This window comes from Massilia glaciei (genome assembly GCF_003011895.2).
Classification (GTDB): domain Bacteria; phylum Pseudomonadota; class Gammaproteobacteria; order Burkholderiales; family Burkholderiaceae_D; genus Telluria_A; species Telluria_A glaciei.
In genome coordinates, this window is record NZ_PXWF02000242.1 from 1 (window position 1) to 13,379 (window position 13,379).

The following is a 13,379-nucleotide window of genomic DNA, read 5'->3' on the forward strand; positions in this document are numbered from 1 at the left end:
GCGCCCGCGTGCGCGCCGCCGCCGACGGACGGCCCGTACCACGGCATCCGGCTGGTGCCGCACGCCCCGGCCCAGGCGCAGCTGCGCCGGCAGCTGGCGCAGGTGTATGCCACGCCGGCGCTGCGCGGCTACGCGTGCAGCCTCAAATGGGAGCCCAAAAACCGGGCGGCAACGCCGCGCGCGGACCGGCCGCGGCCCAACTTCGACTGGCTCGCGCAGGCGGCCAAGATGGTGTTCATCGGCGCCGCGATCGGACTGGCCGGCTGGTTGCTGTACCGCTACCGCGGCTTGTTCCCCGAATTCGCGCGCCGCGCGCCGCTGCGCGTGGCGACCGAGGTCGGCGGCCTCGACATCCGCCCCGATTCGCTGCCCGACGACGTGGCCGGCCGCGCGCGCGCGCTGTGGGCCGGCGGCGAACGGCGCGCCGCGCTGGGGCTGCTGTACCGCGCCACCCTGTCGCGCCTGGTCGCCCGGAACGGCCTGCTGCTGCCGCGGGGCGCCACCGAGGGCGATTGCCTGCGCCTGGCGCGGCAGGCGCACGCCGCGCAAAAACTGGCGCGCGGGCGGCTCGACGTGGTCGCCGGCGTGACCGGGCTCTGGCTCGGCGGCGCCTACGGCGACCGCTGGCCCGACGACGCCGCGCTCGAGGCCCAATGCGCGGCCTGGCAAGCGCAATTCGACGAAGGCGCCGGCGCCGGGGGCCGCGCATGACGCCGGGCGCCAAAAAGGTGTTCGTCGCGATCGTCGCGGCCGGCGCCGCCGCGCTCGTGGCGCTGGGCTGGTGGTGGTGGCACCAGATCATGGAGCAGCGCATGGTCGCGCACTGGACCATGTCGGAGGCGGCGGCCGAAAACCCGATGCTCGCCGCGACCATGTTCCTGCGCCAGCAGAAAATCGCGGTCGACATCGCGCCCAAGCTGGCCAACCTGCCGCTGCGCTCCCTGCGCGACGGCACCATCATCATCGCCGAATCCGACGGCCTGGTCACGCAGGCGCAAAGCGGCGCCCTGCTCGCCTGGGTGGCCAAAGGCAACACGCTGGTGATGCGCCCGCGCCATTTCAGCAAGTCCGACGGCGTGGCCCTCCAGCCCGACGCCGGTGGCCGCCCGGATCCGAAGCGGGAGGCGGAGAAGGCGGAGGAGGCGGAAGAGGCGGCGGAGGAGGTCGGCGACCGGTACGATGACGCCCCCGCGGCGGCGGACGCGAAGCTGGTCGAATCGGACCCGATCGGCAAGCGCTACGGCGTGCGCATCATGGACTGGTCGGAGGCGGCGCCGCGCTGCGGCGGCGCGCTCGAGCCCTTGCCGGCGGCGGTGGCGGCCGCGGGCCGCAAGGCGCGCACCGAGATGCGGCTGGCCTGCATGCGCGCGCCCGGCGCCGGCTGGCCGCTCGAACTCGACACCGACGGCCACGTGCTGGTCTCGCTCCAGGGCAGGGCCGTCAAACCGCTGTGGGCCGACCGCGCCGGCGAGGGCGTGCGCGTGTTCGCCGAGGGCAGGGGCCACGTCGTGCTGGTGCCGACCAACTACTTCGACAACCAGGAACTCGAGCGGTACGACCACGCCGAGGCCCTGCTCGCGCTGGTGCGCCTGAACCCGCGCGCGGCCAGGGTGCTGATCGTCCAGCATGTCGACGTGCTGCCCTGGTACCGCGCGCTGTGGAACAATTTCGCGCTCGCCGTGCTGGGCGCGGCGCTGTTGCTGGCGCTGCTGCTGTGGGTCGCGCTGCGCCGCTTCGGGCCGCTGCTGCCTGCGCCGCGCGCCGAGCGCCGCTCGCTGGTCGAGCACATCGACGCCAGCGCCGCCTGGCTGTGGCACGCGCAGGGCGGGCGGGCCCTGCTGATCGACGCCGTGCGCGACGACGCGCTGGCCGCGCTGGCGCGCCGCGCGCCCGAGCTGCAACACCTGGCGCCGCCGGACAAGCTGCGAATGCTGGCCGCGCGCAGCGGTTTGCCGCAAGCCGAGCTAGACAAGGCCCTGTACTGGCTGGCCGGCCACACGAGCCAGGAATTCACCCTCCAAATCCAAACGCTGCAAGCGCTCAGAAAGCATTTCGATGAATGACATGACCAAGGCCGAGAGCCAGGACGCGCCCGCCGCCGCCGCCGCCAACCCCAACCCCGCCCCCGCCGGGGTGCCGCTCGAGAAGGCCGCCGAGGCGCCCGGGGCCGGCGCCATCTCGGCGGCGCGCCTGCAGCAGGCCAGCGAGATCGTGCAGCGCATGCGCGAGCAGATCGGACACGCCGTGGTGGGCCAGCAGGCGGTGGTCGACCAGGTGCTGGCGTGCTGCCTGGCGGGCGGCCACGTGCTCATCGAAGGGGTGCCGGGGCTGGGCAAGACGCTGCTCGTCAAGGCGCTCGCCAAGACCTTCTCGGGCGACTTCTCGCGCATCCAGTTCACGCCCGACCTGATGCCGGCCGACGTCATGGGGCACGCCATGTTCGACATGAAGAACCAGAGCTTCAGCGTGCGCAAGGGCCCGGTGTTCGCGCACCTGCTGCTGGCCGACGAGATCAACCGCGCGCCGGCCAAGACCCAGTCCTCGCTGCTCGAGGTGATGCAGGAGCGCCAGGTCACGATCGAGGGCCAGTCGCACCCGCTGGCGCCGCCGTTCATGGTGCTGGCGACCCAGAACCCGCTCGAGAACGAGGGCACCTATCCGCTGCCCGAGGCCCAGCTCGACCGCTTCCTGATCAAGGTGCGCATCGCCTACCCGAGCGAGCAGGAGGAGCTCGCGCTGCTGCGGCAGGTCACGCGCGCGCGCGTCGGCGACGGCCTCGACGTGGCCAGGGTGGCCACCCTGGTCAAGCCCGAAACCATCGTCGCGCTGCAGAACCTGGTGGCCCTGATCCGGGTCGACGAGGCGGTCGCCGCGTACGCGGTGCGCATCGTGCGCGCCACCCGCGACTGGCGCGGCATCGCGGTCGGCGCCGGCCCGCGCGGCTCGATCGCGCTGGTGCGCATGGCGCGCGCGATGGCGCTCATCGGCGGGCGCGACTTCGTCACCCCCGACGACATCAAGACGGCCAGCCTGCCGGTGCTGCGCCACCGCGTGGCGCTCTCGCCCGAGAGCGAGCTCGACGGCCTCGACAGCGACGACCTGCTGGCCGCCCTGGTCGCCCAGGTCGCCGCCCCGCGTGTCTGAGCGGACCGCTCCAAAGGCGGCCCTGACGCCGTCGCGCGGCATGCTCGCCTGCGCCGCCGGGCTCGGCGCGCTCGGCGCGCTGGCGCACTGGTGGCCGGCGCTCGAGCAGGTCTGGTCCGGCGCCCTGCTCGCGCTGGTGGCCGCGGCGCTGGCCGACGGCTGGCACGGGCGCCGCGCGCCGGCCGTGCGCGTCGAGCGCGAACTGGCCGGGGTGTGGCCGGTCGACGCCTGGAACCAGGTCACATTGACGCTCCACAACGAGGGGGCGCGCGCGCTCGCGCTCGAGCTGTTCGACGACTACCCGAGCGGCTGGCAGATGGAGGGCCTGAGCCACGCCACGCGCATCGGCCCGGGCGCGTTCGCGGCCGTGCGCTACCGCCTGTGCCCGGACCGCCGCGGCGAGGCCGGCTTCGGCCCGGCCCACCTGCGGGTGCGTTCAACACTCGGCCTGTGGCGCTGCCTGCACCGGCTCGGGCCGTCGAGCGCGGTCAAGGTGTTCCCCGACTACTCCAAGCTGCTCGGCCAGACCCTCAGCGCGGCCGAGCGGCTCACCAACGCGGCCGGGTCGATCCGGGTGCGGCGGCGCGGCGAGGGCACCGACTTCCGCCAGCTGCGCGAATACCGGATGGGCGACAACCTGCGCTCGATCGACTGGAAGGCGACCGCGCGCTACCAGAAGCCGATCACGCGCGAATACCAGGAGCAGCGCGACCAGCAGGTCGTGTTCCTGCTCGACACCGGGCGCCGCATGCTGGCCGAGGACGGCGCGACCACCCACTTCGACCACGCGCTCGACGCCGTCATGACGCTCGGCTTCCTGGCCCAGAAACAGGGCGACGCGGTCGGCCTGATGACCTTCGGCGGCGCCCCGCGCTGGCTGGCGCCGCTCAAGGGGCGCAGCGGGCTCGACCGCCTACTGGCCGGCGTCTACGACCTGCAGCCGGTCGAGGCGGCGCCCGACTACACGCGCGCCGCGGCCGACCTGCTCAACCGCCTGGGCAAGCGCGCCTTCGTGGTGCTGATCACCAATTTGCGCGAGGAGGACGACGGCGCGCTGCGCGCGGCCTGCGAGCTGATGTCGACCAAGCACCTAGTGATGTGCGCGAGCCTGCGCGAGAAGTCGCTCGACCAGATCGTCGCCACGCCGGTCCTTGATTTCGCCGGCGCCCTGCGCCTGGGCGCGACCAGCCACTACCTGCAGCAGCGGCGCGCCACCATCCGCCGCATCGGCATCCGCGCCGACCGCCTGATCGACATCGCGCCCGAGCAGCTGAGCATGGCGCTGGTGCGGCGCTACCGCGAGATCAAGGACAGCGGCGCACTGTGAGCGGGGCCGCCCTTCTGGCGCGCTCAACGTTAGTTATCGCACCGACGCTGTTGGCGCGGGCCGAATATTCTTGAGCCAGTCCACACGGACCCGCCGACGCCCCCACCACTTGCCGACAAAGAAGAACAGCATGAGACAGCAGACCGCTTCCAAGGTAGATTGCAAAGATTACGCGATGCGCCGCATGGCCGCCGCGATCGAGCGCACCAACAACGCGGCGTCGCCCGCCACCAAAACGCGCGCCTCGCGCTGGGTCGCCGCCTGGGGCCTGGTGTACCACGGCGGCACCGAGTTTCGCGCGCAGCAAGGCGTGCAAAACACCCGGACCTGGATGAATCTGGTCTGCTGAGCCCGGGCCGCCGGGCGGCTCAACGTATCAGCACGTCGGCCGCCATTTGGCGCGCGCGCATCTCGTCGCGGGTTTCAGCCGGCACGCCGACACCAGTGGCCACGCCACCGATGAAGACCACCGCCAGCGCCATGGCCCACTTGGACCGGGCCCCGGTGGCCTCCGAAGGCGCCGGGCCGTGGGCGTTGCGCTCCCGCCGGCCGGGCGCGCACGCGAGATAGATGCACAGGCCGTATTCGACGACGGGTACCAGCAGCAACAGCCCATACCAGCCCGAATGCCCGAGATCGGCCAGGCGGCGCCACGCCCCGGCCAGCGCCAGCAACAGAAAAGGCGCGCCGACCACGGCTTGCCCCATCCAGGTGTGCAGCGCCGATCTGAGGAACAGGGAGGCCACAGGATCGAGCAGCGATGGTTCGGCGACCACGGCGAGCGACAGCAGAAACGCCACCACGACCAGATAGGCCACAAAATGAAAGCGCCCGATGCGCCCGCGCAATGCGAAGATTTTGGGGCGGTAGATCTCGTAATCGCCGGACAAACCAGCCATGTCCGCCCCGGGTGCGCCATAAGGATTCACGATGGACTCCAAGAAGTTATCCAAAGTAAATACTAAGCGCCAACCGGTTGGCGCGGGGCGCAATGGCAGGGGTCGTTTGGTCTAGAGCAAACTGGGCGCGGACGCCCTCAATTGCACTCGAACCCGGCCAGGCTGGCGCCGGCCTTGGCCAGCACCGCCGCCAGCTTGGACTGGATGTCCGCGAACGAGCGCCGCGGCGCGGCGGCCGCGCTGTCGCCCAGGTAGAGCGATTTTTTGGCGCCGCACACGACCAGCGATTCGAGCTTCACGCCGGGCAGCAGGCGGGCCATGACGGGCGCGTCGCCGTACATGGGCCGGCCGCCGACGACCACCAGCTGCACATCGGCCGGGGTGGCCCGCACCGCCGCCAGGTGCGGCTTGTCCTTGTCGCCGTGCAGCACGATGAAGTCGGCCATCAGGCCCGGCGCGAGCGCGCCGATGCGGTCGTCGAGGCGCGCCATCCTGGCCGGCGCCGACGTGCCCATCGCGATCAATTGCTCCGGCGTCACATTCTTGTAGCGCCGTCCGGCGTAGCCGATCTCCTGCAACATGCCGGCGCTGCCGGTCGGGCTCCAGTCGGGCGCGATCGCCACCGCGACGTTTTGCTGCAGCGCCGCGGCGATGTTGGACGACTCGCCGTACAACTCGTCGTTGCTGCGCGGCGACCAGACCAGCCCCGCCTTTTTCTCGCCCATCACCTGGAAGTCCTCGGCGCGCAGCGCGGTGCCGTGCACCACCACCAGGCCCGGCATGATCAGCCCGGTCTTGTTAAGCATGCGGAACTCGCGCCGGGCGCTGGCGTCGGCCCCCTCCGACAGGTGCACCACGAGCGAGCGCATGGCGCCCGAGCCGAGCGCGCAGCGCAAAAAATTCATGCGCTCATAGTCTATCTCCAACGGAAACACGTCGTTGACGACGAGGTCGAACAGTGCCTGGGGCGCCTTCGGATTTTTCTGGCAGGCCTCGCCCGCGGCCGGCGCCGGGCCCAGGCCGGAATCGACGTCGAGGTTGCGCAGCAAGCCGCGCGAGCAACCGAGCTTGTCGGGCGTGAGGCTGCCGACGACCGAGGTCGCGCCGCCGATCAGGGCCTTGACCTCGCCGAAAATCTCGGCCTCGCAAATGGCGCCGCCCAGCGCGGCGTGCGGACCGGCGAGCACGCGGTCGTACTCGGCCGTGTTCTGCCACTCGTAACGGTTCGAAAACTTGCGGTTCGGGATCCAGCGCGGATGGACGTTCCAGGTCAGGTGGTTGTGCAGGTCGATGAAGCCGGGCAGCACGATGCCGTCGAGCTTGGTGACCGCCGCGTTCCCGGGCAGCGCGGCGCGCTCGCCCACGGCCGTTATCTTGTCGCCGGAAATCGACAACGCCCCGTCCGCGAACACCCGGTCGGCCGTCACGATGGTGCCGGTGACGACCCAGTCCCTGGTTTGCGCGCCGGCGTGCAGCGAAAACATGAGCAGGCCGGCTGCGGCGCCGGCGCGGACGCGTTGCGAAAAGCACGAAGAGGAGCGCATAAAAAATTCCTTGGAGGGAAAAAGCCGCGGGCTGCCAGCGCGATACACTGTGTCCCGATCAAATAGTCGCGCGCACAAGCGACGACGAAACCATCGCTTTATTTTGCCACGGACAAACAGCGCCGGGACAATTACTTGCCTGTCGACATTTTGCAACGGGCGGCGCCGCCCGATTTTTCGGTTTCCCGCGCCGGCGCATAATCGGCGGCCCGTTTGCGCTGCTGCAAACGGCGCGCCGATGGCGTGACGACGCGGCGCCGCGCGTGCGCGAACGCACAGAACCTGGCCCTCCCCTTCGTTAGCGTGCACCACGGAGGCGGGCTTTCGCCCGCCGGTTTGGCCGTCGACTTTCCTGCTGGAGACCGAGATGCTGATCGCCCGTGCGCGCATTCTATTGCTGGCTTTGTTCACGAGCCTCGTGGCCGCCTGCGGCGGCGGCGGCTCGCCCGGCGTCGTGCCGCGGCCGCCGGCCCCGCCGCCCGCGCTCGGGCTCACCGAAGTGGCGGGCGCGACCTCGCCCGTGTTCCTGACCGCCCCGGCCGGCGACCCGCGCCTGTTCATCGTCGAGCGCGCCGGGCGCATCCGCATCGTGCAAAACGGCGTGCTGCTGCCCACGCCGTTCCTCGACATCGGCCCGCGCGTGGTGGTCACGGCCGAAGGCGGCCTGCTCTCGCTCGCCTTCGCCCCCCTGTTCGCGCTCAACCGCCACTTCTACTACTACTACACCGACATCAACAACAACATCGTGGTCGCGCGCGGCACGGCCTCGCCGCTCAACCCCAATCTGGCCGAGCCGCTGAGCGAACTGCCGCTCCTCGCGATCCCCCATCCGTTCTACACCAACCACTATGGCGGCCAGCTCGCCTTCGGCCCCGACGGCTATCTATACCTGGCCACCGGCGACGGCGGCGGATCCGGCGACCCGCTGCGCAACGCCCAGAACCTCAATTCCCTGCTCGGCAAAATGCTGCGCATCGACGTCGCCGGCGCCACGCTGGCGCGGCCCTACCATATTCCTCCGACCAATCCCTTCGTCTCGCAATTCGGACGGCGCCCCGAGATCTGGGCCCTGGGCCTGCGCAACCCGTGGCGCTTCGCGTTCGACGGCGGGCTGCTCTACACCGCCGACGTCGGCCAGGCGCGGCGCGAAGAAATCAACATCGCGGGCGTGTCGACGGCGGGGCTCAATTACGGCTGGAACATCATGGAGGGCGGCCAATGCTTCGACGCGGCCAACTGCGTCGTGGCCGGGCTGACGCTGCCCGCGCTCGAATACCTGCATTCGCCGACAAGCCCCAATTGCGCGGTCACGGGCGGCTACGTCTACCGCGGCAGGGCGATCCCCGAACTGGCGGGCCACTATTTTTATTCCGACTATTGCGCCGGCTTCCTCAAGAGCTTCCGATTCGCCGGCCGCGGCATCGAGCAACAAACCGACTGGCCCATCGGCGCGGTCGGCAACATCGTCTCCTTCGGGACCGACGGCGACGGCGAGCTGTACCTGGTCAGTGCCAGCGGCAAGATCTACAAGATCGTTCGCCTGTAGGGCGCCGCCGCGGCCGCGACGGGACCGCGCCGGGGCCGCGACGGGGGTGCGCGGCCAACAAAATGGGGCGGCCGGGCCGCTTGGCGCTAGAATTGCCCATTCCCACATTGATAAACAACAACAATGGCCCGCATCCAGCTAGATTTCCCCGAAGACCAGTTTTGCTACAGCACGCCGCTGACGGTCAGGGTGACCGACATCAACGGCGCCGGCCATCTCGGCAACGACTCGATGATCTCCATGATCTCCGAGGCGCGCGCGCGCTTCCTCTACGAGTACGGGGTGCGCGAGACCGAACGCGACGGCACCGGCATCATCGTCACCGACCTCGCCACCACCTACCGCGCCGAGGCCCACGCGCGCGACCAGTTGCTGTTCGAGGTGGGCGTGATGGACTTCAACAAATACGGCGGCGACATCACCTTCCGCGTCACGCGCCCGCGCGACATGACCCTGGTGGCGATGGCCAAATCCGGTTTCGTCTTCTTCAACTACAAGAGCGCGCAGGTGGTCGACATGCCCGACGAATTCCGCGCCAAGTTCCCGCGCGTGAACCGGGTCGACTGAGAGGCTTTGGGGCTCGGAGGCCGGGAGGCGGCGGGAAAATCCATGTCCGGGACTTGACAGGTGTGCGACATATGTCGCAAACTAGCGCAAATCGTCACACTAGGAGCGGTCCCATGTCTATCCCGTCAATGTCAGAACTGAGCCTGCTCAAGGCGCTCTGGAAAGAGCACCCGCTGAGCGCGCGCGAAATCCACGAGCGCGTCGCGTCCGAACTGGACTGGTCGTTTTCGTCGACCCGCAAAACACTCGAGCGCATGCTCGACAAGGCGATGGTCAGCCAGTCCTCCCGGCACGGGGTGCTGGTCTACCAGGCCGAGCTCGAAAAAGTCGGCACCCTGGCCGCCTTCGCGCACGACTTCGGCCGGCGCGTGATGGAGATCGACACGCCGCTGCCGGTCAGCATGTTCACCGGCAGCAAATTGGTCGACAAGAACGAGCTCGACGCGCTCGAACGGCTGCTGCAGGATTGGCCGACCGACGCGCAGGAGGGGCAATGAGCCCGCTCGCGCTGGCCGCGCTGCAGTTGCTGCAGGCGTGCATCGGCTCGGCCGTGGCCGGCGCCGCGGTCTGGGCCGCCCTGCGCCTGGCGCTCGCGCGCTGGCCCGCGCTCGCGGCCCGGCGCTGGGCCTGGCTGCTGCCGCAGATGATGGTCGTGGCCGTTTTCGCCATGCTGCTGGTGCCGCAAAGTAGCAAGCTCGGCGTGCTGCCCGCGATCGCGCTGCCGCCCGCGATCGTGCTGTCGCCCGCGGAACCGGCGCACCCCGCAGCCCCGCTCGACGCGGCGCCAAGCGACAGCGGCGCCCGCGCCATCGATGCCGGCGCCGCTGGCACCATTGACGGCGCCGCCGGCGCCCCCGGCGGCTGGCTGCCGGCGGCGGCCCTGGCCTGGTCGCTGGTCTACCTGGCCGGACTCGGCCTGGCCATCGCCAGGGTGGCGCGCGTGGTGCGCACGCTGCGCGGCCTGCGCCGCGGCGCCAGCGAACTGACCGCGCTCGACGGGCACGCCGGCTTCGGCGCCGAGCGCTCCGGCGCGTCGGGAATCGCCGTGTTCGAGACCGACGCCGCCGTCTCGCCGATGCTGATAGGCCTGCACAGGCCGTGCCTGCTGTTGCCGCGCCACCTGCGCGCCTTCGAAGATGAACAACAACAGATGGTGATCGCACACGAACTGACCCACCTGCGGCGCAGGGATCCGCTCTGGATGGCGGCCAGCATCGCCCTGCAGACCCTGCTCTGGTTCAATCCCGTGATGCGCAAGCTCGGGGAGCGCCTGACCTGGGCGCAGGAACTGGGCTGCGACGCGCAGGTGCTGCAAGGCCGCCCGCAACCGCAACGCCAGGCCTACGCCGCCGCGCTGCTGGCCCAATTCAGGCTGCAACAAAATTCCTTCGGCGCGGCGATGGCCTTCGGCGGCGACCAGACCACCACCATGACCGAGCGCATGCAGCTCATCCGCAGCAACGCCAACCCGGCGCTCGGCGCGATGGGGCACTGCGTGGTGCTCGGCGCGCTCGGCCTGGCCCTCGCCGGCGGCCTGCTGCTGCAACCCGCGTTCGCCTGGCAGGCCGCCACGGTGCAGGCCGCCACGGTGCAGGCCGAAGTGGCACAGGAAGAAACGGTACAGGCAGAAACGGCCGCCGCGCCGCAACCGGCCGCCGCCTGGCGCGCCCCGCTCGCCAAGCCGCGCGTGTCGAGCTTTTATGGCGTGATGTCGCCGCAGCGCCAGCGCCCGCACCGCGGCATCGACCTGGCGGCGCCGACCGGCACGCCGGTGTTCGCCAGCGCCGACGGCGTCGTGCTGGTATCGGCCAAGGGCTACCGTGGCGAGGCGATCTACGGCGAAACGGTCGAGCTCTCCCATGGTGGCGGCATGCGTTCGCTGTACGCGCACCTGGACCGGCGCCGCGTGGCCGTCGGCGAGGTGGTCAAGGCCGGCCAGTTGATCGGCCTGTCCGGCGCGACCGGCAAGGTCAGCGGCCCGCACCTGCATTTCGAGGTGCGCCGCGGGAGCGAATTGATCAATCCCGAAACCGTGCTCGCCGGGCTCACGGCCAACGCGACCCGCCCGGCGCTCGCGGCGCGCCTGCCGCTCCCCCCGGGCAAGTAGCACCCAAGCCCCCCGGGCGCCGCGCCAGCCGCGGCGCCCGCCACCCTCCCCGCCAGTCCGGCGTGCGCCCCCCGCGCGCGCGCACCGGACCCGTGCGCCCAATTTTTCACAAGGATCCAGATGTACCGAAAACATACCCTGCTCGCGCTGCCACTGCTGGCCGGCGCGCTCGCCCACGCCGCGCCGGAGCCGGCCGCCCCGCCGGTGGTCGAGGTGTCGGGCTCGCGCAACCAGCAGCGCCAGCAAGACAGCGCCGCCGCGATGGTGGTCGGGCGCGACGAGCTGACGCGCTTCGGCGACCCGACCCTGGCCGACGCGCTCAAGCGCGTGCCCGGCATCACCGCCGGCGGCGTGCCGGGCCGTCCCGGCGCGCTGCAAATGCGCGGACTCGGCAACGGCTACACGCAAATCCTGCTCAACGGGCAGCCGATGCCGAACGGATTTTCCCTCGAGACGATCGCGCCGGACCTGGTCGAACGGGTCGAGGTGCGGCGCGTGGCAACGGCCGAGATGGGCGCCCAGGCGATCGCGGGCACGATCAACATCGTGCTGCGCAAAAGCGTCGGCAAGGCGCGCCGCGAACTGACATCGACGCTCGGCGTGAGCGATGGCCACCCGTCCGCCAGCGTGGCGGGCCAGCTCAGCGGCAAGAGTGGCACGGCCTCGTACGTGGTCGCCGCCACCGCCGCCGAAAACCGGACCGACAACCACTACGCCGACGAGGAGCTCGGCACCGGCGAATTCCTGGTCGAACGCACGCGCCGCCGCCGCGAACAGTCCTTGCAGCGCATCGTCACCATCAGCCCGCGCCTGGACCTGGGCTTGGCCAACGGCGACGCGCTGAGCTCGCAAAGCTTCGTGCGCCTGTTCCAGCTCGCCAACGACAACGCGGCGCGCGAGCACACCGCGGTCGGCGCGCCGACCGCGTTCCCCGACAACCACGCATTCTTCGACGCCACCGCCGCCACCATGAGCTCCGACCTGCAATGGACGCGCACGCGCGACGACGGCCACCGCTGGGAGCTCAAGGCCGGCGTCTCGCAATTTGTGCGAAGCGCCGATTTCGGTTTCTTCAGCGACGACGGCATCGGCGCGCGCCACGTGGGCTCGCACGCGCGCGAGCGCGTGTTCAAGCTGAGCGGCAAATGGTCGCGCACGGCGCCGGGCGGGCACGCGCTGGCCGCCGGCTGGGACGGCGCGACCGGCGAGCGCAGCGAAACGCGGCGCGAACGCTCGAGCGTCGCCGCCGACCCGGTCAAGGCGAGCGACGAACACTATGGCGCCGCGCTCGAGCGCCTCGCCGTCTTCGTCCAGGACGACTGGAGCATCAACCCGGCATGGTCGCTGACCGCCGGCCTGCGCTGGGAGGCGTTGTCGACACGCACCACGGGCAACGTGCTCGCGCATGTGCGACAGCGCTCCCGGGTCGTGGTCCCCTCGCTGCAGGCGCTGCACAAACTATCGGCCAGCGACCAGTTGCGCCTCGGCCTGGCGCGCACCTACAAGGCGCCGACGATGATCGCGCTGGCGCAGCGGCGCCTGAGCGTCGACAACGGCAACAGCCAGGTCAATCCCGACTACGCGGGCAACCCCCTGCTGGTGCCGGAGCGGGCCTGGGGCCTCGACCTCGCCTACGAGCGGTACATCGGCAAGAGCGGGCTGGTGAGCGTGGGCGCCTACGCGCGCCGCATCGACGACGTGATCGCCACGCGCCTGACGCGCCAGGGGCTGCGCTATGTCAGCATACCGTCGAACCAGGGCCGCGCCGACACCTGGGGCCTCGAACTCGAGGCCAAGCTGCCGCTGCGGGCGCTGTGGGCCGGCGCCACCGCCATCGACCTGCGCGCCAATCTGGTGCGCAACTGGTCGCGCATGCACGCCGTCGCCGGGCCCGACAACCGGCTCGACGGGCAGGTGCCCCTGAGCGCCAACCTGGGCTTCGACTACCGCATGGCCGGCGCGCCGGTAGCGCTGGGCATGAACTTCGCCTTCCAGGGCGGCGGGGCGGTGCGCCTGAGCGACACCAGCGCCGAGTGGAACAGCCCCTCGCGCGCGCTCGAGCTGTTCGGCAACTGGCAGGTCTCGGCGCGCGGCAAGTGGCAGCTGTCGCTGGCCAACCTGTTGCACCAGCGCCAACGCAGCGTGGACCGCTTCGCCGACGCCGATGGCGCGCTGCAAATGCGCACCGACACGCCGACGGCGGCGACCGTGCGGCTGACGTATTCCCACAGTTTCGACAAATGAA

General features: G+C 70.8%; 12 protein-coding genes. 10 read left to right on the top strand and 2 right to left on the bottom strand.

Features of this window, described 5'->3' with window-relative positions; all coding sequences use genetic code 11:
* The 5 genes from C7C56_RS28920 to C7C56_RS28215 form a co-directional block, all read left to right on the top strand.
* Positions 1 to 711: hypothetical protein (locus C7C56_RS28920; protein ID WP_106758308.1), on the top strand; the 711-nt coding region annotated here is incomplete at its 5' end.
* A complete protein-coding gene (locus C7C56_RS15660) occupies positions 708 to 2,063 on the top strand; it encodes a DUF4350 domain-containing protein (RefSeq protein WP_106758309.1) in 1,356 nt (451 codons plus the stop codon). The genes C7C56_RS28920 and C7C56_RS15660, both read left to right, overlap by 4 nt.
* On the top strand, positions 2,056 to 3,144 hold the full coding sequence (locus C7C56_RS15665) for an AAA family ATPase (RefSeq protein ID WP_106758310.1): 1,089 nt from the start codon (positions 2,056 to 2,058) through the stop codon (positions 3,142 to 3,144). The genes C7C56_RS15660 and C7C56_RS15665 overlap by 8 nt, the downstream gene beginning before the upstream one ends.
* On the top strand, positions 3,137 to 4,471 hold the full coding sequence (locus C7C56_RS15670; RefSeq protein ID WP_146204506.1) for a DUF58 domain-containing protein: 1,335 nt from the start codon (positions 3,137 to 3,139) through the stop codon (positions 4,469 to 4,471). The genes C7C56_RS15665 and C7C56_RS15670 overlap by 8 nt, the downstream gene beginning before the upstream one ends.
* A 130-nt stretch (positions 4,472 to 4,601) precedes the next feature.
* Entirely contained in the window at positions 4,602 to 4,820 is a 219-nt protein-coding gene (locus tag C7C56_RS28215; RefSeq protein ID WP_146204507.1) for a hypothetical protein, read from the top strand.
* Positions 4,821 to 4,839: 19 nt separating this feature from the next.
* On the opposite strand, the gene C7C56_RS15675 is transcribed toward C7C56_RS28215, so the two are convergent.
* Together C7C56_RS15675 and C7C56_RS15680 are read right to left on the bottom strand one after the other, a co-directional pair.
* The gene (locus tag C7C56_RS15675; RefSeq protein ID WP_146204508.1) at positions 4,840 to 5,412 is read right to left on the bottom strand and encodes a DUF805 domain-containing protein; all 573 of its coding nucleotides are present in this window, start codon (positions 5,410 to 5,412) and stop codon (positions 4,840 to 4,842) included.
* A 95-nt stretch (positions 5,413 to 5,507) separates the two neighbouring features.
* Positions 5,508 to 6,914, bottom strand: a complete 1,407-nt coding sequence (locus C7C56_RS15680) for an amidohydrolase family protein (RefSeq protein ID WP_181373197.1) — start codon at positions 6,912 to 6,914, stop codon at positions 5,508 to 5,510.
* Between the two features lie 367 nt (positions 6,915 to 7,281).
* Here C7C56_RS15680 and C7C56_RS15685 point away from each other — a divergent pair, with 367 nt between their 5' ends.
* The 5 genes from C7C56_RS15685 to C7C56_RS15705 all read left to right on the top strand — a co-directional run bounded on the left by C7C56_RS15685 (position 7,282) and on the right by C7C56_RS15705 (position 13,378).
* Entirely contained in the window at positions 7,282 to 8,460 is a 1,179-nt protein-coding gene (locus tag C7C56_RS15685; protein WP_106758314.1) for a PQQ-dependent sugar dehydrogenase, read from the top strand.
* A 123-nt stretch (positions 8,461 to 8,583) separates the two neighbouring features.
* Entirely contained in the window at positions 8,584 to 9,027 is a 444-nt protein-coding gene (locus tag C7C56_RS15690) for a thioesterase family protein (RefSeq protein WP_106758315.1), read from the top strand.
* Between the two features lie 113 nt (positions 9,028 to 9,140).
* Positions 9,141 to 9,524 (top strand): BlaI/MecI/CopY family transcriptional regulator, encoded by a 384-nt coding sequence (locus tag C7C56_RS15695; RefSeq protein WP_106758316.1) that lies wholly within the window; start codon positions 9,141 to 9,143, stop codon positions 9,522 to 9,524.
* Complete coding sequence (locus C7C56_RS15700) at positions 9,521 to 11,134, top strand: M23/M56 family metallopeptidase (protein ID WP_106758317.1); 1,614 nt, start codon at positions 9,521 to 9,523, stop codon at positions 11,132 to 11,134. Before C7C56_RS15695 ends, C7C56_RS15700 begins: the two co-directional genes overlap by 4 nt.
* Before the next feature lie 120 nt (positions 11,135 to 11,254).
* On the top strand, positions 11,255 to 13,378 hold the full coding sequence (locus C7C56_RS15705; RefSeq protein WP_106758318.1) for a TonB-dependent receptor plug domain-containing protein: 2,124 nt from the start codon (positions 11,255 to 11,257) through the stop codon (positions 13,376 to 13,378).
* Position 13,379 lies beyond the last annotated feature (1 nt).

Coding starts and splice junctions, on each gene's coding strand:
- C7C56_RS15685 (WP_106758314.1), top strand. CDS start 7,282: ATGCTGATCGCCCGTGCGCGCATTCTATTGCTGGCTTTGTTCACGAGC.
- C7C56_RS15665 (WP_106758310.1), top strand. CDS start 2,056: ATGAATGACATGACCAAGGCCGAGAGCCAGGACGCGCCCGCCGCCGCC.
- C7C56_RS15690 (WP_106758315.1), top strand. CDS start 8,584: ATGGCCCGCATCCAGCTAGATTTCCCCGAAGACCAGTTTTGCTACAGC.
- C7C56_RS15660 (WP_106758309.1), top strand. CDS start 708: ATGACGCCGGGCGCCAAAAAGGTGTTCGTCGCGATCGTCGCGGCCGGC.
- C7C56_RS28215 (WP_146204507.1), top strand. CDS start 4,602: ATGAGACAGCAGACCGCTTCCAAGGTAGATTGCAAAGATTACGCGATG.
- C7C56_RS15700 (WP_106758317.1), top strand. CDS start 9,521: ATGAGCCCGCTCGCGCTGGCCGCGCTGCAGTTGCTGCAGGCGTGCATC.
- C7C56_RS15705 (WP_106758318.1), top strand. CDS start 11,255: ATGTACCGAAAACATACCCTGCTCGCGCTGCCACTGCTGGCCGGCGCG.
- C7C56_RS15680 (WP_181373197.1), bottom strand. CDS start 6,914: ATGCGCTCCTCTTCGTGCTTTTCGCAACGCGTCCGCGCCGGCGCCGCA.
- C7C56_RS15695 (WP_106758316.1), top strand. CDS start 9,141: ATGTCTATCCCGTCAATGTCAGAACTGAGCCTGCTCAAGGCGCTCTGG.